Consider the following 21,093-nt stretch of genomic DNA (forward strand, 5'->3'; position numbering starts at 1 on the left):
TGATCGGCGTCGACCCCCGACCTAGGCTCGTCGTACACGAGAAAGGAGGTGGTCCGACTCATGATTTCTCATCGGACGCGTGAGGTGGTTGCGCGCTAGCGCAATCCGTTCGGTTCGCCCGTAGTGGCTGACCTCGGACGAGCGGAGCGAAATCCAATCGCAACCGCCGCAGCCCGTGGGAGTGTGCACCGTCCAGCACACATCCGGCACCAGCCGGAGCCCACGGGCTGTTCCCTGCCCGCAAGCCGAGCAACGCGGCGGACGGGGTGGAAAATGGAAGCGGCCGAAGCGCCAAGGGGTGCGCTCCGGCCGCGACGCTCAACAAAGGAGCGTCCAGGACGCGAGAACCAAGGGGTAGTTCTCCGTCGGGGTCATTTCTACCTCATCGCGGGCCCGATGCAAACCGCTTTGGGCAACTCGGTCGATCGGATTCGTGGCCGAAGTCGACGCCCGGCGGAGATCGGTCGTCGGGGCGAGGTCGGCGGTTGTCGGTGGAAGATGGCAATCTTGTCCCTGTGAGCGACCTCATCGACACCACCGAGATGTACCTGCGCACGATCTTCGACCTCGAGGAGGAGGGGATCGTGCCGCTGCGCGCGCGCATCGCCGAGCGGCTGGGTCACTCGGGGCCGACGGTCTCGCAGACCGTCGCCCGGATGGAACGCGACGGGTTGCTGACCCTCGCCGGAGACCGTCATCTCGAACTCACCGAGCACGGCCGCCTGCTGGCGACGCGCGTCATGCGCAAGCACCGCATCGCCGAGCGACTGCTGGTCGACGTGCTCGGTCTCGAGCTCGAGTTCGTGCACGACGAGGCCTGCCGCTGGGAGCACGTCATGAGCGAGCGGGTCGAGCTGAAGATCCTCGGGCTGCTGGAGGAGAAGGAGCTCTCGCCGTTCGGCAACCCCATCCCCGGGCTGGAGGAGTTGGGTCAGGCCGCGAACGCGATGCGTTTCCGCGACGGCGTCGAGCCGCTGGCCGTGCGGGTCACCGAGGCCGACTCCGAGCACGTGGTGCGCCGCATCGGCGAACCTGCTCAGGCCGACCACGACACCCTCACCGTGCTCACCGGCGCCGGAGTCGCGCCCGGCGCGTCGATCCGGGCCCGCCGCGAAGGTGACCGGGTGCTGGTCGAGGTCTCCGGCGCCGGCAAGGTGTCGCTGCCGCTCGATGTCGCGGGCCACGTGTTCGTCGACTCCGGCGAAGGCTGACGTGACCCGCGGGGCGCATGACCTGGCTCACGAAGGGCAGGCTCACCTGCGGGGGTACGCCGGCGCGTGCACAATTGCCGGGTGACTGCACACCACCCCGGCAGAGCCACGGGTAAGAAGGCTGCCGTAGGCCTCATCGTCTCGGCCCTCGGCGTCGCCTTCGGTGACATCGGCACGAGCCCGTTGTACGCAATGCAGACGGTGTTCAACATCGATCACGGCGACGTGAAACCGTCACCGGACCACGTGCTGGGCATCATCTCGCTGATCTTCTGGTCGATCACCGGCATCGTCAGCATCAAGTACATCGTCTTCATCCTGCGCGCCGACAACGACGGCGAGGGCGGCGTGATGGCGCTGTCCCACCTGACCCGGCAGAACGTGAAGTCGGGCGGCAAGAGATTCAAGACGGTCGTCGTGCTCGGCGTGATCGGGGCTGCGCTGTTCTACGGCGACAGCATCATCACCCCGGCCATCTCGGTGTTGTCGTCGGTGGAGGGCCTGCAGATCGCGGCGCCCTCGGTGCACAAGTGGATCCTGCCGCTGGCGCTCACGATCATCGTGCTGCTGTTCTCGATCCAGCGGTTCGGCACCGAGCTCATCGGCCGCGCCTTCGGGCCGGTGATGGTGCTGTGGTTCATCACTCTCGCCGTGCTCGGCATCCCGCACATCGCGGCACACCCCGACATCCTGCGCGGTCTGTCGCCGAGCTACGCGCTCGACTTCATCGTGTCCGACCCGCCGGTCGCATTCGTCGCGATGGGCGCGGTGGTGCTCGCCATCACCGGCGCGGAGTCGCTCTACGCCGACATGGGCCACTTCGGTCGTCCGCCGATCAGCCGCGCATGGTTCCTGCTGGTCATGCCGTGTCTGGTGATCAACTACCTCGGCCAGGCCGCGATGATCCTCGAAGACCCGTCCAAGATCGACAGCCCGTTCTTCCACCTCGCCCCGACCTGGGCGACGCTGCCGCTGGTGGTGCTGGCGACCCTAGCCACCGTGATCGCCTCGCAGGCGGTCATCTCCGGCGCCTACTCGATGTCTCGGCAGGCCGAGCGTCTCGGCTACCTGCCGCGGCTCACCGTCCGCCAGACCTCCGAGCACGAGGGCGGCCAGATCTACGTGCCGGTGATCAACTGGCTGCTGTTCGGTGGCGTGCTGATCCTGATGCTGGTGTTCAAGTCGTCGGAGAAGCTCGCCGCCGCCTACGGCGTCGCGGTGACCAGCATGTTCATCATCACCACGGTGATGTTCCTCGTGCTCGCCGACACGAAGTGGAAGTGGCCGCGTTGGCGCATTGCGCTCGTCGCCTTGCTCTTCGCTCCGCTCGAGGTCGTGTTCGTGTCGGCGAACCTCACGAAGGTGACCCACGGCGGCTGGCTGCCGCTGCTGGTGGCGACGATGGTGGCCGTCGTGATGTTCACCTGGCGCCGTGGGCAGACGATCGTGACGCAGCGGCGCGGCAAGCTCGAGGGGCCGCTGTTGCCTTTCCTCGACGACCTGCACGCCGACCCGTTGATGCGGGTGCCCGGCACCGCGGTCTTCCTGCACCCGAACAAGGAGACCGCGCCGTTGGCCCTGCGCGAGAACGCCAACTTCAACCACGTGGTGCACGAGAACGTGCTCATCGTGACGACGGTGTCGGCGAACGTGCCGCACGTGCCGATCGAGGAACGCGTCACGATCGACGACCTCGGCGACCCGTACGACCACATCACCCACCTCACCGTCCACTTCGGTTTCCAGGACGAGCAGGACGTGCCGGCGGCGCTGGAGGAGGCGCGCGACATGGGCGTGGAGTTCGACGCCGACGAGGTCTACTACTTCCTGTCCCGGATCAGCGTGCAGATGTCCCAGGACAACTCGCTGCCCAAGTGGCGCAAGCGGATCTTCGTCGGGCTCGCGCACAACGCGGCGACCCCCGTGCAGTACTTCCGGTTGCCGGAGGAACGCACGGTGATCATGGGTGCGAACGTCGCGCTCTAGCGCCCCTTCGCCGCGGGCATCAGGTACGACTGGTGGCTGACGATCCGCTTGCTGCTGCTCGCCCCGGCCGGCTGATCGGGTGAGGTGTCGAAGCGGCCGGTCATGTCGATGACGAAGTCGGCGGACGCGTTCTGGTTGAAGACCGCGTACCGCAGACGGGCGCCGTCGTCGCTCTTGGGGGTGAGCACGATCGAACCGTTGGTGCGGTCGCGCCCGGGCGCGATGTTGATGGTGCTGCTGTCGGTGGGCGCGGTGCCCGACCAGATCGTCTGGTAGGTGCTCTTGGTCGCACCCGTGCCGGTGAGGTTGCCGACGAACGCCTTGGTGCGGGCGGTGGTCACCAGGCCGGTGGGCATCAGCATCTGGGCGGTGCTGTTCGTGCCCCGCTTGCCCTTCGCGACACCGAGCCCGATGCGGGTGTCGGCCAGGCGCTGCGGTGCCATCGGCACGTAGACCGTGCCGACGCCGTCCGCCGCCGTCGTGTAGTAACCGACGACGTCGACGATCACGTTCACTGCGCCGGCGCCCATCGCCGTCAGCGAGAAGGAATAGCGGGAGCTGCCCAGCCCGTCGACACCGAGATAGGTGACCGGGACGTTCGTGGTGTTGGGGGAGACCTCGCCACGGGCGTACTGCAGGGTCGAGACGCCCGGACGGGTGCCGGTGCCGCTCCACGTGGTCAGGTAACCCGACGTCGTCGAACCGGCGACGGCCGTGACATTGGCGGCGATCGCCTTCAGCCGCGAGCCGGCCGAGTCGTAGAAGCCGAACTGTTCGACCCGGGTGCCACCCGCGGGGATCGCACCGCCGTTGTAGCGGGTGTCCTCGAGCCGGTATGGATCCTGCGGGTCGAGCAACGCGCCACCGGTCTGGGTCGACGTGGCACTGGAGTACCACCCGACGACGTCGACCAGCACGTCGGTCGACCCGGCGCCGGCGATCACCGTGATCGTGCCGTCGGAACCGACCGGCACCGTCGCGGTCGCCGATCCGGTCCACCCGGCGCGGTAGTTGAGCGTGGAGGTCGCGGGCTTGGCCTGACCGCTGGGGTAGGCGACCAGCCAGCCGTACGACTTCGCCGCGACGGCGCCGAGGTTGACCACGACGGCCCCGACGCCGGTCGTCGGGATGCCGGCGACACCGGTCACCTTGACCTTCACTACCTCGCCCGGGTCGACGGTGCCGCGCGGCGCACCCTGACCGTAGCGGGTGTCGACGACGCGGGTCGGTGTGGCCAGGTGGTAGTTGCCACCCGGCGTGCGGGCGACGGCTGTCAGCGCAGCGGTCGGGGAGGCGGCCGACGCAGGGGTCGGCGCGCAGAGGCCGGCGGCGAACGCGCATCCGAGCGCGGTCAGTGTCGAAGCTGCGGCGCGGTACATCGAAGGTGCCTTCCGGTTGTGGCGAACGATGTGCGGGCGCCCGTGCGGCGTCCGGCGGGTTCACCAGTCGTGAACATCCACACCGTGATTCATCGCTTGTCATGGTGGCACGGCGACTGCAAGCGTGGGGTCATACAACACCCACGACGACGTCGACCGGTTGCTCGCCGGGCTCGACGACTTCCTCGACGGGTGAGCCGGGTGGGTCCGGAGATCAGCCGTCGACGTGCTGCATGCCGACCCATGGACGGTGCAGGTGGGCGCGGCGTCCGGTGATCTCGGTGACGTCGATCGCCACGACGTTGAACTTCGCGCCCTCCAGCCACGGCCGCAGCCGGACGGTGTCGGCCACGTAGGCGTCGCTGCCCTCGAGCACGTGGGCGCTGCCGCGCACGATGACGCTGGTGGCTTCCTCGCCGACCACTTCGTCGACCTCGAAGGCGACGTCGTCGTTCATCGTGACGCCGAGCAGCTTGCTGCCCTCGGCGGTGCGGAACAGCAGCCGCTGGTCGTCGACCGCGTAGTTGATCGGCACGATGTGCACCTCGCCCAGGAGGTGGAAGGCGAGCCGTCCGAGTTCTTGGTTGCGCAGGAAGTCCCACGACTCCAGGTCGCTGAGTTCGCCGGGTTGGAAGGTGTGGTCGGGCATCGGACTGTCCTTTCTCTTATTACTACACATAGTAGTACTTACTTTCGGGTAGTACACGGAGTAGTTTTCGATCCGTGAACGACAACTCGACGATCGGCCGGCGCGGCGTGGTGCTCGGCGCGCTCGGCGCCGGCTCCCTCACCGCCCTCGGCCTCGCGACAGCCCCGCAAGCGAGCGCTGTCACCACCGCCCGTCTCGATTCGGTGGTGGGTGCCTATCTGCGGTCGCGCGGCGGCACCGTCGGAGTCTCGTTGTGGGACAACCGAACCGGGCGTCAGTACACGTACAACTCGTTCCAGAACGAGACGCTCAGCACGATCAAGGTGCTCATCCTGTGCACCGTGCTGCGGGTGTCGCGCGAGCAGAACCGTCCGCTCACCGCGAACCAGCGCTACCTCATCGGCCGAATGATGGACTTCAGCGACAACGCCGCCACCGACACCCTGTTCGCCCAAGTCGGCCTCGCGAACGTGCAGCGCGTCGCTCGCCTGTTCGGCCTGGCCAACACCGTGGTGCGCGGCGGCGGGGCGGCCGGATCGGCCACCTGGTGGGGTTACTCCACGACCACCGCATGGGACTGGATGAAGCTGGCCACCTACCTGGTGCACGGTCACCCGGCCATCACCTCGGCAGAGCGCACGTACGTGCGGTCGTGGATGTCGCACGTCACCGCCAGCCAGGTCTGGGGAGTCGTCACCCCGTCGTTCGCGACGATGGTCAACGCCGAGGTGAAGAACGGTTGGGGCCCGCGCACCGGCGGTTACCGGCTCAATTCGATCGGCCTCATCAAGGGGTACGGCCGTGACTACCAGGCGGCGATGCTCTCCCGTTCGCCGAACGGCTTCAGCTACGGACGCGACACGCTCAACGGCCTCAGCTCGATCATCTTCCGCGAGCTCGCGACGCCGCTGGCTTGAGGCCGATGGCAGGCAGGACGAACCGGGTCGACCCGGTCAAGGCCCTCGACGCGTCTGTCGTCGCCCGCGCGGCACAAGCACCCGGACGCTGGTGGCTGGCGGCCGAGGTGCCGCGGGTGGCGCTCGGCTGGCAGTTGATGGCGTCGGCGACGCCGTTGCTGCCGACCACCGCGAGCGGCGACGGGCACCCCGTGCTGGTGTTGCCCGGTCTCGGCGCGGGCGACCTGTCGACCCTCGCCCTGCGCAACTTCCTGCGCCTGCGCGGATGGCGCCCCTACGGCTGGCACCTGGGCCGCAACGTCGGCCCGACCGCGGCGGTGCGCGCCGAACTTCCGGCCACCATCCAACGGATCGCCCGCCGCAACCGGGCGAAGGTGTCGATCATCGGGTGGAGTCTCGGCGGCATCTACGCGCGCGAACTCGCGCACCTGCATCCCGACTGCGTGCGGCGCGTGATCACCCTGGCCTCGCCCTACCGGCTGCAGCACCACCGACAGACCCACGCCGGCGGGATGTTCGCCCACTTCGCTCACCTGCACGCACCCAAGGAGGAGGAGATCCCGACCGTCACCGGACGCAGCGCCTACCCGGTACCGGTGCCGGCCACCTCGATCTACTCCCGGGAGGACGGCATCGTCGCCTGGCAGCACTGCCTCGAACCGGCGACCGGGCTGAGCGAGAACATCCGGGTGCGCTCGGGGCACCTGTCGATCGGCTTCGACCCCTACGTCTTCCACGCGGTGGCCGACCGGCTCGCGCTGCCCGAGGACGTCCTGGAGCCCTACCGCCCCCCGCTGCACCTGCGACCGTTCTTTCCCCGTCCCGACACTCTCCTTGGAGACGAACATGTCGCTTGACCTTCCCTTTGCCCCGATGCTGGCCGAACGCGGCGGCGAGTACCGCACGGTCGATCTCAAGGGTGAGGCGCACTACATCGACTTCGGCGGCGAAGGCACCCCGGTCGTGTTCGTGCACGGCCTCGGCGGTGCGGCGCTGAACTTCATGCAGGTGGCCCCGCTGCTGCGTGAGGCGGGACATCACGTCTACGCGATCGACCTCGCCGGGTTCGGCCTGACCCGGGCGCAGCAATTGTCGTCGTCGGTGCGCGGCAACGCCGGGCTGGTCAGCCGGTTCATCGACCAGGTGGCCGGCGAGCCGGTCGTGCTGGTGGGCAACTCGATGGGCGGGCTGATCACCGCGATGGTCGCCTCGATGCACCCCGAACTGGTGCAGGCCGTCGTGTTGCTCGGCCCGGCGATGCCGGTGCCGAAGCGTTACCCCGGGCGCCAGTTGGCGTCGCTGCGCACGCTCGCCACGCCGGCCGCCTCGGGTATCGTCGGACGCGTCCGCAAGCGTCCGTTGACCCCGGAGGCGGAGGTCGAGGTGGCCATGCGGGTGTGCCTGGCCGAGCGCGACAGCCTCGACCTGGACGTCTTCGAGGCCCACGTCGATCTGGCGAAGATCCGCCGCGGCTACCCGGAAGTGATGGCGGCGATGGGTCTGGCGACCCGCACGATGTTCCGCGAGATCATCTCGCACGGGCAGGTGCTCAAGCGCTACCGGTCGATCGAGGCGCCGGTGCTGTTGATCAACGGCGCGCAGGACCGCCTCGTCGGCGTCGAGGCGGCGCGCTGGGCCAAGCGGGCGAACCCGCGCTGGAGCTACGAGGAGTGGGACGACACCGGCCACGTGCCGATGCTCGAACACCCCGAGCGCACCGCGTCGACGATCGCGCAGTGGGTCGGCACGCACGTACGCAGCGCGGCATGAAGCGCTCGACCGTCAAGCAGCTGTCGCCGTTGGACGCTGCGTTCCTCGGGCTCGACAACTCCACGATGACCGGCAACATCACGAGCATCCTGGTGCTCGACCCGGCGGCGGTGGACGAGCCGTTCGATCTGGCCCACCTGTTGGAGTTCCTGGGCGGTCGGATCGGTCGGGTGCGTGCGTTCCGGCAGCGTCTGGTGGAGGTGCCGTTGGGCCTTGACCGGCCCTACTGGGTCGACGACGACCGGTTCGACCTGCGCTACCACGTGCGCGAGTCGGCGTTGCCGAGGCCGGGCGGGATGGCCCAGCTGCTCGAGCTCGCCGGGCGGCTGCACGAACGGCCGCTCGACATGACCCATCCGCTCTGGGAGGCCTACCTGGTCACCGGGCTGGAGGGCGGCCGCGTCGCGATCATCAACAAGACCCACCACGTGGTGATCGACGGGGTGTCGGGGATGGAGGTGCTCACCGCACTCATCGACCTGCAGCCCACCCCGCCCGCTCCGCCGGCGTCCGACGACTTCGAACCGGCACCCGCGCCGTCCGGAGTGAGTCTGTTGGCCCGTTCGGCGGTCGGCATGCTGCGCCGGCCCGAGCAGGCGTGGACGGTGGTCAGCGGGCTCGCGAAGTGGGCGCCGGCAGTGCTGCCGTTCGACGCGCTGAAGCCGCGTAATCCGTTGGCGCCCAAGAAGACCGGCAGCGCCGCCGGGGGAGACGCGCTCCCGGTGCGACCGCCGACCACCTCGTTCAACGCGCAGATCTCGCGTCGTCGCCGGGTGGGTGTCGCCGACCTGCCGTTGGCCGACGTGCGGGCCGTGAAGAACGCGTTCGGCACCTCGGTCAACGACGTCGTCATGGCGGTCACCGCCGGCGCGCTGCGCCACTGGCTGTTGCACGACGGCGGCATCCTGTCGGCGCCGCTGGTCGCGATGGTGCCGGTCGCGGTGCAGGCCGAGCGCTCCGACCAGGGCAACTTCGTCACCGCGATGTTCACCACGCTGCCGACCCATCTCGACGACCCGGTCGCCCGACTCAAGCGCAGCAGCGGGTTCAGCCGGTCGGCCAAGAAGAAGAAGGGGGCGGTGCCGCCCGACGTGCTGACGTCGGCGATGGAGTTCGCGCCGCCGGTCATCTTCGGTCGGGCCGCCCGGGCGGTCTTCGAGACCGGCCTGTTCCGCGCGATGCGGCCGTTCAACCTGGTGATCTCCAACGTGCCCGGTGGGTCCGAGCAGGCGTACGTCGCCGGGGCGAAGCTCGAGGCGATCTACCCGGTGTCGGTGCTCACCGACGGGCTCGGGCTCAACGTGACCCTGCTCGGCTACCGGGGCAACCTGCACGTCGGCATCACCACCGACCCCGACCTCGTGCCCGATCCGCAGGGCATCGCCGACCAGATGGCGCAGGAGTTGCGCACGCTGCTCGACGCGGCGGAGCAGTTGCCGCACGCCTGAGCTCCCTTTTCCGGGTCACAGCCGGGACACGATCCGCGTCCCTGACAGGGCAGCGTCGTGGGTTGTCAGCCGGGTCGGGCAGAGTGCTGCTCGACAACCCGACTCGATCAAGGGACTTCACGCATGCGTACAGGGTGGCGACGACGGATCGCGGTCGTGGCGGCGGCAGTGACGGCGGTGGCCGGTGGCTCGGCCGCGATGCCGATGCCCGCCGTGGCAGCAGCCGCTGTATCGGCGGGCCCCGCTGCGCCGGCACGGTCGGTCACGGCGGACGCCAAGGCGCCGAAGGCCAAGCAGCTGGAGAAGTTGCAGCAGCGCGGCGCCCCGGTCAGTCCGCAGCAACACATCCTGCGGCAGCCCGACGGCACCACGGTCGTGGCGCAGCGCAAGGGCGACGCGGCCCGCAACTGGTACGAGGTGGCCGGGCACACCGTCGCGAAGAACTCCGCGGGCTACTGGCGCTACGCCACCTCGCTCGACGCGGCGGGTCAACCGGTGGCCGGCGACACCCCGGCGAACGGCCGCTCGGCGCCGCCGGCGAAGTCGAAGGACCTCCACCCGAGCAAAGACCAGATGCCGGCGCGCACCGTCGCCGCGCCGGCGGTGCGGTTCACCGGCACCCAGAAGACGCTGGTGCTGCTCGCCGCCTTCACCGACCGTGGACCGGTGGGATCGACTCCGGGACAGTGGAGTTCGAAGTTCTTCGGCGCGACGAACAGTCTCCAGTCCTACTACCGCACCGCCAGCTACGACAAGCTCGACGTGGTGCCTGCGGCCGAGACGTCCGGCACCGCGAGCGACGGTGTCGTCGGCTGGCTGACCCTGCCGATGCGCCACCCCGACCCGCGCGACGACTTCGTGAAGGCCGACACCATCGCCTACGCCGCGATCACGGCCTCGAACCCCTACGTCGACTACGCCGCCTACGACACCAACCGCGACGGTGTCGTCTCACCGAGCGAACTGCACATCACGGTGATCGTGGCCGGTTACGAGACGTCGTACGGCGACACCTGCGGTCCGAGCGTATGGGGCCACCAAACCTGGCTGGCGCCGGTGGCGAACCCCGACGGCGTGCAGGTGGCGGGTCAGGGATACACCATGTTCGGCGAGTCGCACTGCGACACCGACGGCGCCCACACCGCCACGCTCGGCATCATCGCCCACGAGTTCGGCCACGACCTCGGCTGGCCAGACCTCTACGACATCGACGGATCTTCCTCCGGCATCGGCGGGTGGAGCCTGATGTCGGGTGGCAGTTGGGGCACGCGCACGCTGCTCGGCGACTCGCCGGTGCTGCCCGATGCGTGGAGCAAGTACTACCAGGGCTGGACCACCCCGATCGAGGTCACCTCGAGCACGGTCGCGTCGATCGGCCAGGCCTCCACCTCGCCGTCCGTCTACCGGATGTTGGCCAACCCGGGCGGGGTCGACGAGCCCGGCACCGGGTCGGGCGAATACTTCCTGGTCGAGAACCGCCAACCGAACGGACTCGACTACGCCGTGCCCGGCTGCGGGCTGATCGTCTACCACGTCGACGAATCGGTCGCCGGCAACTGGGACGACGCCCACCGGCTCGTCGACATCGAGGAGGCCGACGGCCTCTCCGGCCTCGACACTCAGTGGTACAACGGCGCGCCGGGTGACGCCTTCCACGGCGTCGCCAACCAGCAACGGTTCAACAACACGACGGTGCCGAGTTCCAAGCTGTACAGCGGGGCGGCCACGCCTGCATCGCTCACCCAGACCGGCGGATGCGCGGCCACGATGACCCCCACGCTCACCGGGGCGAACACCACGGTGGTCGCCGGCACGTACAGCCCGCTGACCCCCGTCCGGCTGCTCGACACCCGGTCGGGGGCACCGGTGCCGGCCAAGGGAACCCGCACGGTGCAGATCACCGGCCGCGGCGGCGTGCTGGCGGTCGACCAGGTCGACTCCGTCGTGATCAATGCGACTGCGGTGCAGTCACGTTCGAACGGTTACGCCACCGTCTACCCTGGCGGCACCGCGTTGCCGTCCGCGTCGAATCTCAACTTCCCGGGAAACACCAGCGGCACCCCCAACCTGGTCGTGGTGCGGGTCGGAACGACCGGCACGGTGAACATCTACAACGGGTCGACCGGAGCGACCGACTACCTCGTCGACGTGGTGGGTTACTACCGCAAGGCGGGCACCCCGGGCAGCAGGTTCTCGCCGATGTCGCCGAAGCGGATCCTCGACACCCGCAGCGGGGCCGCGCTGGGCGCGGGCGCGGAGCGGGTGCTGACCGTGGCCGGCGGTGCCAGCGGGGTGCCGAGCAACGCCACCGGGGTCGTGATGAACGTGACCGCCGCGAACGCGACCGCCGCGTCGTACCTCACCGTCTACCCGGCCGGGCGTGCCCGCCCGACCACCTCCAACCTCAACTGGGCGGCGGGCACACCGGCCGTGGCGAACCTCGTCTACACCCCGGTCGGCACCAACGGCCAGGTGCGCATGTTCAACAGTCGAGGGACAACGCACCTGCTGGCCGATGTCGTCGGCTGGTTCGCCCCGAACGGCGCGTTCGTCTACCGCTCGAGCGCCCCGAAGCGGGTCATCGACACCCGGGTGCCGATCGGGGTGCCGACCGCGGCGAAGATCGGGGCCGGCCGCGAACTCGCGGTCGACCTCACTACGACCGCGTCCGGGGTGCCGGTCGACGCGGCCGCGCTCGTCGGCAACACCACGGTCACCCAGACCACGGCGAACGGGTTCCTGACGCTGTGGCCGGGCGGCACCCGTCCGTCGACGTCCGTGCTCAACTGGCGCCCCGGGATGACGATCGCCAACCTCGCCTCGACCCAGTTGGGCACCGGCGGCGTGGTGCGGTTCTACAACTCGGCCGGTGCGACCCACCTGATCACCGACGTCAGCGGGTGGTACGTGCCGTAACCGGCCCTCGAAACCGTTCGAGAAATTGTTAGGCCGCCGTCTCACGTTCGTCGCCCGCCGCCCGTCTACCGGGTGCAGAGCGAGAGGAAAACATGCAGGTTCCGTTCGAGTCGGTCGTCGAGCAGCACAGCGCCACCGTGTTGCGGGTGTGCCGAGCGCTGCTCGGGGCGCACGACGCCGACGACGCGTGGTCGGAGACCTTCCTGGCGGCGCTGCGGGCCTACCCGCAGCTGCCCGATGGTGCGAACGTCGAGGCGTGGTTGGTGACGATCGCGCGGCGCAAGGCGATCGACGTCCATCGTGGTGCCGCGCGACGCGCGGTGCCGTTGCCGCAGCTCCCGCAGGCTCCGAGTGCGCTCGGGGTGCCCGGCGAGGGTGACGACGAGCTGTGGCAACTCGTGGCGCAACTGCCCGACAAGCAGCGGCGCACGATCGCGTTCCGATACCTCGGTGGGTTGTCGTACGCGCAGATCGCGGCGGTGCTCGGTGGCAGTGAGGACGCCGCGCGGCGGGCGAACGCCGACGGCCTGAAGGCTCTGCGCAGGAAACATCCGGCGATGGATTCGGTGACGGATTCGACGACGGATCAGACGACGCAGGAGGATCAGCGATGAACGACAGCGGTGCCCCGATCGATGCCCCGATGGGCGCCCCCATCGATGCAGCGGCGATGGCCTCCTTGCACCGACGACTGGAAGCCGCCGCCCGTGCCGAGGGCCTGCTCGAGGTGGCCTACACCAGCATCGACAGCCCGGTCGGACGACTGTTGCTCGCAGCCACCCCGAAGGGCCTGGTGCGGGTGGCCTTCGAGGGCGAGGACCACGACCGGGTGCTGGAGTTCCTCGCCGGACGGGTGAGCCCGCGCATCCTGCGCTCGCCGGCCCAACTCGACACGGCGGCAAAGGAATTGGACGAGTACTTCGACGGGAAGCGGCATACGTTCGATCTCGCGCTCGACCTGTCCTTGTCCGCCGGGTTCCGGCAGGAGGTGCAGCGGTTGCTGCCGTCGATCGGCTACGGACAGACCCGCAGCTACGGTGAGGTGGCTGCGCTGGCCGGCAACCCGAAGGCGGTGCGCGCGGTGGGCACGGCCTGTGCCACCAACCCGCTGCCGATCGTGGTGCCCTGCCACCGGGTGCTGCGGGCCGACGGGTCGTTCGGCGGCTACCTCGGCGGACTCGCCGCGAAGACCACTCTGCTCGAACTGGAAGGTGCCACGTGACGAACGACCTGCTCGACGGTGTGGTGCTCGGCGGTGACGGACTGGGCCGCCCGGTCTGGGCGGCGACCGACCCGTTGCTGCGCGACTACTACGACACCGAGTGGGGGATGCCCGTCACCGACGAACGGGGCGTCTTCGAGCGGGTGAGCCTCGAGGCGTTCCAGGCCGGGCTGTCATGGGCGACGATCCTGCGCAAGCGTCCGGCGTTCCGTGCCGCGTTCGACGACTTCGACCCCGACGTCGTCGCCGGCTACGACGAGGGTGACGTCGAGCGGTTGCTCGGCGACGCAGGCATCGTGCGCAACCGGCAGAAGATCGTCGCGACGATCGGCAACGCCCGCGCCACCATCGCGCTGCGAGAGGAGATGGGGTTGTCGGCGCTGATCTGGTCGTTCAAGCCCGAAGCGACCCCGATGCCGACCGACTTCTCGCAGGTGCCGACGAGTTCGCCCGAGTCGGTCGCGTTGTCGAAGGAGTTGCGCCGACGCGGGTTCTCCTTCGTCGGCCCCACCACGATGTACGCGCTGATGGAAGCGATCGGCATCGTCGACACCCACCTGATGAGCTCGCACCGCCGGGGCACCTCCGGCGTCTGGCCCGCCTGACCCAACCCGCCCGGCACGAATCGCGGCTCAGTCGTCGTCGGACGGGTGCCGGTCGGGGAGCCGTTGCAGGCGTCCGCGCAGCGTCGATCGGCGGTCTGCATTGCCCGGCAGATCGACATAGCGTTCGCGGAACGACGCGAGCAGGTCGTCGTCCAGCCGGCGGGCGGCGCCGGGCGGGTAGCGGTAACCCATGGCCCGCATCGTGCCGTCCGAATCGGTGGTGGCGAGCACCTCGCTGAGCTGCTCGATCGAGGTGATGCCGAGTTCGCCGAGCAGTTGCGCCGACAGGGCGTAGTGCTCGGCACGGGAGAAGCCCGAACCGGTGTAGCGGCCGGCGAGGAAGGTCGCCAGATCGGTGGCACTGAGCGTGTCGTCGCCGCTGATGACCTCGGTGACCTCGCCCAGGCCCGACTGCAGCCGGTCGCGGATGATCGAGAACTCACGGTCGGCGAGCTCGAGCAGGCCGGCCGCGAGCGTGAACCGACGGTCGAGGTCGGACGCGTGCTCGGGCGGCACATCGCCCTTGTACCGGGCATCGTGCTCGAACTCGGCCCACGCGTGCTGCAGCACCGTGCGTAACTGCACCGACGCGCACCGCGCCGGGTCGTACGCGTGCGCGTCCTTGTCACGGGAGACCAGCAGGTGCCGGCTGGCGTAGCCGAAGCGTCCCTCGTTGGCGGCCTCGAGACCGAGGTCGCGATCCTCGAGCACCCCGAACTGTTCGGTGAGCAGTGCCGCCACCGCCTGGACGTCGCTCTGCACGTACGTGATCACGCGCACGCCGACCTGGTCGGTGATCTCCACCAGCGGGTCGGTCAGCTCGTCGGCGCGCCGAGCCACCTTGCCCGCGAACGACTTCGGGCTCTTCGCGCGCCCGGTGATCGACAGGTAGTTGATGCCGGCGTCGTCGATGATCGCGGTGATGAGGTCGACGAACTCCACGGTGGCGGCTTGGGTCTCAGCGTGGTTCGCGGCGTACGCGGCCACTGCCTGGCGGTGCGGACGACGGGTCATGGGCCGATCCAACCACCCCGCGCGCCAACAACGGGTGTGATGCGAGAAGGTGGATTTCGCACAGAGTCGACCGAGGAGGACCCATGGGACCGCACGTCGCCGTCGCGCAGTTCGGTGGCAGCACCGACAAGGCCGCCAACCGCGCCGCCGTCCGGGAACTGGTGGCGCAGGCCGCCGCCACCGGTGCGGAACTGGTCGTGCTGCCGGAGTACTCGATGTACGCGGTGCAGGATCCGAAGGTCGACTACCGCGACCAACTCGAGCCGGTCGACGGGGAGTTCGGCTCGCTCGTCTCGGCGCTCGCGAAGGAGCATTCGGTCGCGATCGTCGCCGGCATGACCGTGGTCGACGAGCAGAGCGACAAGGGCATCAACACGCTGCTGGTGGTCGGTGCGGACGGCGAGCTCATCGACACCTACGAGAAGGTGCACCTCTACGACGCGTTCGGTTTCCGGGAGTCCGACCGGCTGCGGGCCGGCGACCCGCGCGCGGTGACCTTCGAGCTCGGCGGCATGACCTTCGGCACGATGACCTGTTACGACTTGCGCTTCCCGGAGATGGCGCGCCTGCTGGTCGACGCCGGCGCCGACGCACTCATCGTGCCGGCGGCATGGGTCGTCGGATCCGCCAAGGAAGACCACTGGACGACGCTGCTGCGGGCGCGCGCGATCGAGAACACCGTCTACGTCGTGGCGTCGGGCCAGACCGGGCCGCAATGCACCGGGTTGTCGATGGTGGTCGACCCGATGGGTGTCGTCGTGGCGAACGCGGGCGAGGCCAAGGGCGTCGCATCGGCCGTGCTCGACCCGGAGCGGGTGGCGTCGGTGCGTAAGCGCAACCCGAGCCTGGCGAACCGTAGGTTCACGGTCGCGCCGAAGTAGTTCGGCGACTGCTGGACGGGTAAGGACAGTCCGAGTAGACCTCGGCCGGGCCGGCCAGCCCCGTCGCGGAGCGGTCTTGGGGGAGTGGCTCCCGTGCGGCCGCCCAGTGAAGGATTGCTGCTGTGATAGCAGCAGTGATCTTTCACTGGAGCCGGCTGCGGGTCAGGCGGCGTGGGTGCTGATGGCTTGGTAGTGCCAGGTGACGCTGGTGTTGGTGGCGGTGCCGGTGAGGTGGTCGCGGTGGGCGATGCGGTGGTGGGTATCGCACAACAGGGCGCTGTTGGTGAGGGATGTTTCGCCACCTTGGAACCACGGGACGAGGTGATGCACTTCGCACATGACGGGTGGTCGGTCGCAGCCGGCGTAGGTGCAGTGTTTGTCGCGGTGGATGACCGCGCGTCGTAGTTCGTTGTCGACGAGTCTTCGTTTGCGGCCGACGTTCAGGGGTTGGTTCTTCGATCCGAGGACCATCGGCAGGATGCCTGCGTCGCAGGCGAGTTGCCGGACGGTGTCGGGGGTGACGCCGGTGCCGGTATCGGTGGTGCCGAGTCCGGCGAGTAGTCCGGTGAGGACGAGGAAGTCGATCGTCACCACCAGGGTGGCACTGCCGCGGTGTGTGACCTCTGGATCGTTGTCGACGGCGGCGGCGCCGAGGCCGAGGAGGAGCAGGAACGCATCGGCGCGGCGTTTGCCGGGGGTGCGGGGGTCGGGTTCCCCGGTTTTCTGGGAGTTGCCGTCTTGGTCGGGGGTGTGCCGGTGGTGCGGGTCGTCGCAACACGCGGATTTCGGGGACGGTGCCGCCAGTGATTGGACGCCGTGGATGAGGGCTTCGGCGTGGTCGGGTGACAGGTCGGCGGTGAACCGGACCATCCCACCCGGCAAATCCGACCAGGACAACGATTCGACTTTCTGGAGGGCGTCTTCGTTCTCGTCGAGCACCTCGTCGCTGTACTGGGCCAGGATCCGCTTGGTCAGTTCCCGCACCGTTTTGGCGCCGGCGCCGGGGCCCAACGTGAGCAGCCAGCCGTAGATTTCGTCCCGGCTCGCTTTCGGCAGCACCGCTTTGATCTTGTCGATGGTGTCCAGGCAGGTTTTCCCGATCGTGGTGTTCACCTGCCCGGAGGTGACCGCGTCGGCCAATGCCTGGTTCAACGGGGAGCGGGCAGCTTCGGCGAGCTTCGCGATCCGGGACGCGTGCGACGGTTCCAGACCCGACCGCCACGCCTCTGCTTCGTCAGTGGTGGGGTCGCCGGCCCGGTCGTCGGCCGCGTCACTGGCGTTGTCCCCCGCCTCAGCCGCGCCTTCACTGGTGGCGGGTTCATCGAGTGGCACCAGCGGACCGGCCACGGACCAGGACTCGGCACCGAGCAACGCGTCCGCACTTTCACCGGTGGACAGTCGGCGCACCCATTGGGTCGCGTCCGCAGCGGTGGACCGGTACACGACCCCGCGGTCGATCGCGTCACTGGTGACGGCGACCATCGTCGCTTCCGACTGTTGATGAACGAGCGCGAGCGACCTCATGACGGAAGTCAATTCGGTGTCGGTGAGGTTGCCGGTCAACCGCGCCAACCGGGATACGGCGGCCACCGCGTCGGACACCAGCGCGGCACAGGCGGCGGCTTCACCCGGGTACGAGTCGTACAACGCCTGATCGCGAGGCTGGTCGAGAGACTCCTCGCCAGCGTGCTGATCACGCTGCTGGTCGACGTGCTGATCGCTGCCTTCGTCTGGGGTCATGTCCGGATTCACCCGTTACCGTCTTTGATGGGCCTTGAAGCAAGGCCCCTGGTCGCCGGCCCCGGCATGACTGATCACCCCTGTCGCTTGCATGATCCGGGAGGTGTTGTCACCGGGTGCTGGTGGCGCTGGTGGACCGCTGATAGGGACCGGGCCGCCCGAACGCCTGGGTAGGTCTCTTCGTAACGTGGATGTCGGCTTCCTGCGCCTGATCTGGTGACCAGCCGCTCGGACGCACGAGGAGGGGACCATGTCCCGACCTGACTACGCGGTGTACATCGGGCTCGATGTCGGCAAACAGGCGCACCACGCCTGCGCGCTGAACGTCGATGGCACACGGCTGCACGACAAACCGTTGCCCCAAGACGAGTCGTCGCTGCGTGGCCTGCTGACCGAACTCGGCACGCACGGTCGCCTGCTGGTCGTGGTCGATCAACCCGCAACGATCGGCGCGCTGCCCGTCGCGGTCGCCCGAGCCATGGGTATCGATGTGGCCTATCTGCCCGGGCTGGCGATGCGCCGTATCGCCGACCTGCACCCCGGCAACGCCAAGACCGACGCAAGGGACGCGTACGTCATCGCCGAAGCTGCCCGGTCGATGCCGCACGCCCTGCGACGGGTTGATGTCGGCGACGACACCCTGGCCGACCTGGAAGTCATCGTCGGCTTCGATGACGACCTGGCCGGGCAGGTCACCGCGCAAGCAAACCGGATCAGAGGCCTTCTGACACAAGTGAACCCAGCCCTCGAACGTGTCCTCGGCCCACGCATCCAACACCCGGCAGTCCTCGAACTCCTGACCCGCTTCGGTGGCCCGACCGGCCTGCGCGCGGCCGGCCGGCGACGTCTGCTCGCCGTCGCCAAACCCCGCGCGCCCCGCTCCTACCAACGCCTCGTCGACGACATCCAGACAGCGCTCACCGAGCAGACCGTCACCGTCCCTGGCACCCGAGCCGCCGAGCTGGTCCTGCCCAAACTCGCGACCGGACTGGCGCGCCTGCTGCACGACCGGGACGAGCTGGGAACCCAACTGGAGGACATGCTCGATGCCCACCCTCTTGCCGCGGTCCTGACCTCGATGCCCGGCATCGGCGTCAGGACCGGCGCACGGATCCTGCTCGAAGTCGGCGACGGTTCGAGCTTCCCCACCTCCGGCCACCTCGCCGCGTACGCCGGCCTCGCACCCGTCACCCGCCGATCCGGCACCTCGATCCGCGGTGAGCACCCCGCCCGAGGCGGCAACAAGCACCTCAAACGAGCGATGTTCCTCGCCGCGTTCGCCGCACTGCACGACCCGACCTCGCGGGCGTACTACGACCGCAAACGCGGCCAAGGCAAGAAGCACAACGCCGCCCTCATCTGCCTCGCCCGACGACGCTGCGACGTGCTGTACGCGATGCTTCGCGACGGAACCCTCTACCAACAGAAAACCCCAGCCGCCGCTTGACGAAGACCATAGGGACACCTCCCCAGGTGTGCCGTGCGGAATACGCTAAGCGTACACCCGTTCGAACCCCGAAACAAGACTTCGCGCCACGAATTCAACTGAAACACACAAGAATTCGATACCCGTCGGTATCCACAGCCCCCTCGTTCAGTCGATTCATCCACAGGCAAACACACGCTCGACGGGAGGGCTGTGGACAAGCCGTCCGACACAGGTGCGGCAACGACACAGGCACGGACAAGGAAGGGCCCCAGCCGCGCACGAGTCGCGGCTGGGGCCCAAGGCACAACGGGAGGCTAGAGCGACGCGCCCTCGCTCAACGGCACGCCGAGACGCTCACTCAACTCGGCCACGGTCGTCCCGAAGGTCTCGCGCACGACCGCGCCGGTTGCGCCCACGTCGATCACAGCGAGGTCGGTGTAAGGCGCGGCTGACGCAGCCGAGGCCGGTCAGCGGCAGGGTGCATTCGGGCACCAGTTTCGGCCTGCCCTTCTTGTCGAAGAGCGTCATCATCACGTAGACGTCGCGTGCGCGATGGCGAGGTCCATCGCCCCGCCGACGGCCGGGATCCCACCTTCGGCGTCGGTGCTCCAGTTGGCGAGGTCGCCGGCGAACCCTCCGACGAGCACGGTGCTGCCGTCCTCGATGCCGGCGACTGCCTCGTCGACGGTGTCGACGATCTGGGTGCGGCTCACTTTCCGGCCTCCACGTTCTCCAGCACGACGGCCAGGCCCTGGCCGACACCGATGCAGATGGCGGCCACGCCGTAGCGCTCGCCGCGCTCCTGCAGCACCTTCGCCAAGGTGCCGAGGACGCGTCCGCCGCTGGCGCCCAGCGGGTGGCCGAGGGCGATCGCGCCGCCGCGGGTGTTGACCAGTTCGGGGTCCTTCAGACCCTGCTCCAACCAGGCGTCGACGCAGACGATCGACTGCACGGCGAAGGCCTCGTTGAGCTCGACCGCGCCCACCTGGTTCCAGTCGATGCCGGCGCGGCGCAGCGCCTTGTTCGCCGCTTCGACCGGGGCGTAACCGAACAGTTGCGGCTCGAGCGCGAACGCGGCGCGCCCGGCGATGCGAGCGATCGGCTGGGCGCCGATCGAGTCGGCGGCCGCCTCCGAGCCGAGCAGCACCGCCGATGCGCCGTCGCTGAGCGGCGAGGCATTGCCTGCGGTGATCGTGCCGTCCTTGCGGAAGCTCGGCCGCAGCCCCGCCAACTTCTCCGGGGTGGAGTCGGGACGGATGTTCTCGTCGCGGGTGAGTTCGGTGTCGGCGGCCGGGGTGACCAGGTCGTCGTAGAAACCCTCGTCCCATGCCGCCGCCGACAGGCGGTGCGAACGGGCGGCGAACTCGTCCTGGCGCTCACGGCTGATGCCGTACTTCTCCTGGAGCTGCTCGTTGCACTCACCGAGGGAGGCGGTCCATTCGGCGGGCATCTTCGGATTGACCAGACGCCAGCCGAGCGTGGTGGAGACCGCGGTGATGTCGCCGGCCGGGAAGGCCTTCGGCGACTTCGGCAGCACCCACGGGGCCCGGGTCATCGACTCGACGCCACCGATGAGCACGACGTCGGCGTCGCCCGTCTCGATCGCGCGCGACCCCATCATCGCGGCGTCGAGGCTCGAGCCGCAGAGCCGGTTGACGGTGGTGCCGGAGACGGACGTCGGGAGCCCGGCGAGCAGGGCGGCCATCCGGCCGACGTTGCGGTTCTCCTCGCCCGCCCCGTTGGCGTTGCCCCACACGACGTCGTCGATGGCGGCCGGGTCGAAGCTCGGCACCTTCGCCAGCAACGAGGTGATCGCACTGGCGGCGAGGTCGTCGGGGCGGATGCCGGCGAGGCCGCCGGTGTAGCGGCCGAAGGGCGTGCGGGACGCGGCGTAGACGAAGGAATCCATGCCTTCCACCGTAGGGC

At 69.0% G+C, this 21,093-nt stretch carries 17 protein-coding genes and 1 pseudogene; 12 read left to right on the plus strand and 6 right to left on the minus strand.

Features of this window, described 5'->3' with window-relative positions; genetic code table 11:
• The first annotated feature begins 515 nt into the window (after positions 1–515).
• Entirely contained in the window at positions 516–1,211 is a 696-nt protein-coding gene (locus tag DFJ65_RS05860; protein ID WP_115922217.1) for an iron-dependent transcriptional repressor DtxR, read from the plus strand.
• Positions 1,212–1,292: 81 nt separating this feature from the next.
• Positions 1,293–3,197 carry a potassium transporter Kup gene (locus DFJ65_RS05865; RefSeq protein WP_211308374.1) on the plus strand — a complete coding sequence of 635 codons (1,905 nt, stop codon included), beginning with the start codon at positions 1,293–1,295 and terminating at the stop codon, positions 3,195–3,197.
• Here DFJ65_RS05865 and DFJ65_RS05870 read toward each other — a convergent pair.
• Together DFJ65_RS05870 and DFJ65_RS05875 are read right to left on the minus strand one after the other, a co-directional pair.
• On the minus strand, positions 3,194–4,576 hold the full coding sequence (locus tag DFJ65_RS05870) for a hypothetical protein (protein WP_115922219.1): 1,383 nt from the start codon (positions 4,574–4,576) through the stop codon (positions 3,194–3,196). The two genes, DFJ65_RS05865 and DFJ65_RS05870, sit on opposite strands and share 4 nt — an antisense overlap.
• Positions 4,577–4,790: 214 nt before the next feature.
• On the minus strand, positions 4,791–5,225 hold the full coding sequence (locus DFJ65_RS05875; RefSeq protein ID WP_115922220.1) for a pyridoxamine 5'-phosphate oxidase family protein: 435 nt from the start codon (positions 5,223–5,225) through the stop codon (positions 4,791–4,793).
• 74 nt (positions 5,226–5,299) lie between these two features.
• Here DFJ65_RS05875 and DFJ65_RS05880 point away from each other — a divergent pair, with 74 nt between their 5' ends.
• The 8 genes from DFJ65_RS05880 (at position 5,300) to DFJ65_RS05915 (ending at position 14,103) form a co-directional block, all read left to right on the plus strand.
• Positions 5,300–6,142: a serine hydrolase gene (locus DFJ65_RS05880; RefSeq protein WP_115922221.1), complete on the plus strand. Its 843-nt coding sequence runs from the start codon at positions 5,300–5,302 to the stop codon at positions 6,140–6,142.
• A 5-nt stretch (positions 6,143–6,147) separates the two neighbouring features.
• Positions 6,148–6,999, plus strand: a complete 852-nt coding sequence (locus tag DFJ65_RS05885; RefSeq protein WP_115922222.1) for an esterase/lipase family protein — start codon at positions 6,148–6,150, stop codon at positions 6,997–6,999.
• Positions 6,989–7,912: an alpha/beta fold hydrolase gene (locus DFJ65_RS05890; protein WP_115922223.1), complete on the plus strand. Its 924-nt coding sequence runs from the start codon at positions 6,989–6,991 to the stop codon at positions 7,910–7,912. Before DFJ65_RS05885 ends, DFJ65_RS05890 begins: the two co-directional genes overlap by 11 nt.
• Entirely contained in the window at positions 7,909–9,360 is a 1,452-nt protein-coding gene (locus tag DFJ65_RS05895; RefSeq protein WP_147301322.1) for a WS/DGAT/MGAT family O-acyltransferase, read from the plus strand. Before DFJ65_RS05890 ends, DFJ65_RS05895 begins: the two co-directional genes overlap by 4 nt.
• Before the next feature lie 123 nt (positions 9,361–9,483).
• Positions 9,484–12,276, plus strand: coding sequence for a M6 family metalloprotease domain-containing protein (locus DFJ65_RS05900; RefSeq protein ID WP_115922225.1), 2,793 nt, complete (start codon positions 9,484–9,486; stop codon positions 12,274–12,276).
• Positions 12,277–12,368: 92 nt separating this feature from the next.
• Positions 12,369–12,890 (plus strand): RNA polymerase sigma factor, encoded by a 522-nt coding sequence (locus tag DFJ65_RS05905; protein WP_115922226.1) that lies wholly within the window; start codon positions 12,369–12,371, stop codon positions 12,888–12,890.
• The gene (locus DFJ65_RS05910) at positions 12,887–13,498 is read left to right on the plus strand and encodes a methylated-DNA--[protein]-cysteine S-methyltransferase (RefSeq protein ID WP_115922227.1); all 612 of its coding nucleotides are present in this window, start codon (positions 12,887–12,889) and stop codon (positions 13,496–13,498) included. Before DFJ65_RS05905 ends, DFJ65_RS05910 begins: the two co-directional genes overlap by 4 nt.
• Positions 13,495–14,103, plus strand: coding sequence for a DNA-3-methyladenine glycosylase I (locus tag DFJ65_RS05915; protein WP_115922228.1), 609 nt, complete (start codon positions 13,495–13,497; stop codon positions 14,101–14,103). Before DFJ65_RS05910 ends, DFJ65_RS05915 begins: the two co-directional genes overlap by 4 nt.
• 27 nt (positions 14,104–14,130) lie before the next feature.
• Here DFJ65_RS05915 and DFJ65_RS05920 read toward each other — a convergent pair whose 3' ends face one another.
• A complete protein-coding gene (locus tag DFJ65_RS05920; protein ID WP_115922229.1) occupies positions 14,131–15,117 on the minus strand; it encodes a GTP pyrophosphokinase in 987 nt (328 codons plus the stop codon).
• An 83-nt stretch (positions 15,118–15,200) separates the two neighbouring features.
• Between DFJ65_RS05920 and DFJ65_RS05925 the strand changes: the two genes are divergently transcribed.
• Positions 15,201–15,998 (plus strand): carbon-nitrogen hydrolase family protein, encoded by a 798-nt coding sequence (locus tag DFJ65_RS05925; protein ID WP_115922230.1) that lies wholly within the window; start codon positions 15,201–15,203, stop codon positions 15,996–15,998.
• A 162-nt stretch (positions 15,999–16,160) separates the two neighbouring features.
• Here DFJ65_RS05925 and DFJ65_RS05930 read toward each other — a convergent pair whose 3' ends face one another.
• Positions 16,161–17,738 carry an HNH endonuclease signature motif containing protein gene (locus DFJ65_RS05930; protein WP_115922231.1) on the minus strand — a complete coding sequence of 526 codons (1,578 nt, stop codon included), beginning with the start codon at positions 17,736–17,738 and terminating at the stop codon, positions 16,161–16,163.
• 250 nt (positions 17,739–17,988) lie between these two features.
• Between DFJ65_RS05930 and DFJ65_RS05935 the strand changes: the two genes are divergently transcribed.
• The gene (locus DFJ65_RS05935; protein ID WP_115921497.1) at positions 17,989–19,185 is read left to right on the plus strand and encodes an IS110 family RNA-guided transposase; all 1,197 of its coding nucleotides are present in this window, start codon (positions 17,989–17,991) and stop codon (positions 19,183–19,185) included.
• A gap of 296 nt (positions 19,186–19,481) precedes the next feature.
• On the opposite strand, the pseudogene DFJ65_RS18000 reads toward DFJ65_RS05935, so the two are convergent.
• Positions 19,482–19,793: pseudogene (locus DFJ65_RS18000) on the minus strand (CoA-transferase); the annotation flags it as partial.
• A gap of 83 nt (positions 19,794–19,876) precedes the next feature.
• Positions 19,877–21,076 (minus strand): thiolase family protein, encoded by a 1,200-nt coding sequence (locus DFJ65_RS05945; RefSeq protein ID WP_115922232.1) that lies wholly within the window; start codon positions 21,074–21,076, stop codon positions 19,877–19,879.
• Between the last annotated feature and the right edge of the window lie 17 nt (positions 21,077–21,093).

It is taken from the genome of Calidifontibacter indicus (genome assembly GCF_003386865.1).
GTDB lineage: Bacteria > Actinomycetota > Actinomycetes > Actinomycetales > Dermatophilaceae > Yimella > Yimella indica.

What these genes read in the sequence shown, in the direction of transcription:
- DFJ65_RS05885 (WP_115922222.1), top strand. Translation starts at nt 6,148, where the DNA reads ATGGCAGGCAGGACGAACCGGGTCGACCCGGTCAAGGCCCTCGACGCG.
- DFJ65_RS05890 (WP_115922223.1), top strand. Translation starts at nt 6,989, where the DNA reads ATGTCGCTTGACCTTCCCTTTGCCCCGATGCTGGCCGAACGCGGCGGC.
- DFJ65_RS05910 (WP_115922227.1), top strand. Translation starts at nt 12,887, where the DNA reads ATGAACGACAGCGGTGCCCCGATCGATGCCCCGATGGGCGCCCCCATC.
- DFJ65_RS05945 (WP_115922232.1), bottom strand. Translation starts at nt 21,076, where the DNA reads ATGGATTCCTTCGTCTACGCCGCGTCCCGCACGCCCTTCGGCCGCTAC.
- DFJ65_RS05875 (WP_115922220.1), bottom strand. Translation starts at nt 5,225, where the DNA reads ATGCCCGACCACACCTTCCAACCCGGCGAACTCAGCGACCTGGAGTCG.
- DFJ65_RS05870 (WP_115922219.1), bottom strand. Translation starts at nt 4,576, where the DNA reads ATGTACCGCGCCGCAGCTTCGACACTGACCGCGCTCGGATGCGCGTTC.
- DFJ65_RS05900 (WP_115922225.1), top strand. Translation starts at nt 9,484, where the DNA reads ATGCGTACAGGGTGGCGACGACGGATCGCGGTCGTGGCGGCGGCAGTG.
- DFJ65_RS05895 (WP_147301322.1), top strand. Translation starts at nt 7,909, where the DNA reads ATGAAGCGCTCGACCGTCAAGCAGCTGTCGCCGTTGGACGCTGCGTTC.
- DFJ65_RS05935 (WP_115921497.1), top strand. Translation starts at nt 17,989, where the DNA reads ATGTCCCGACCTGACTACGCGGTGTACATCGGGCTCGATGTCGGCAAA.
- DFJ65_RS05925 (WP_115922230.1), top strand. Translation starts at nt 15,201, where the DNA reads ATGGGACCGCACGTCGCCGTCGCGCAGTTCGGTGGCAGCACCGACAAG.
- DFJ65_RS05930 (WP_115922231.1), bottom strand. Translation starts at nt 17,738, where the DNA reads ATGACCCCAGACGAAGGCAGCGATCAGCACGTCGACCAGCAGCGTGAT.
- DFJ65_RS05920 (WP_115922229.1), bottom strand. Translation starts at nt 15,117, where the DNA reads ATGACCCGTCGTCCGCACCGCCAGGCAGTGGCCGCGTACGCCGCGAAC.
- DFJ65_RS05905 (WP_115922226.1), top strand. Translation starts at nt 12,369, where the DNA reads ATGCAGGTTCCGTTCGAGTCGGTCGTCGAGCAGCACAGCGCCACCGTG.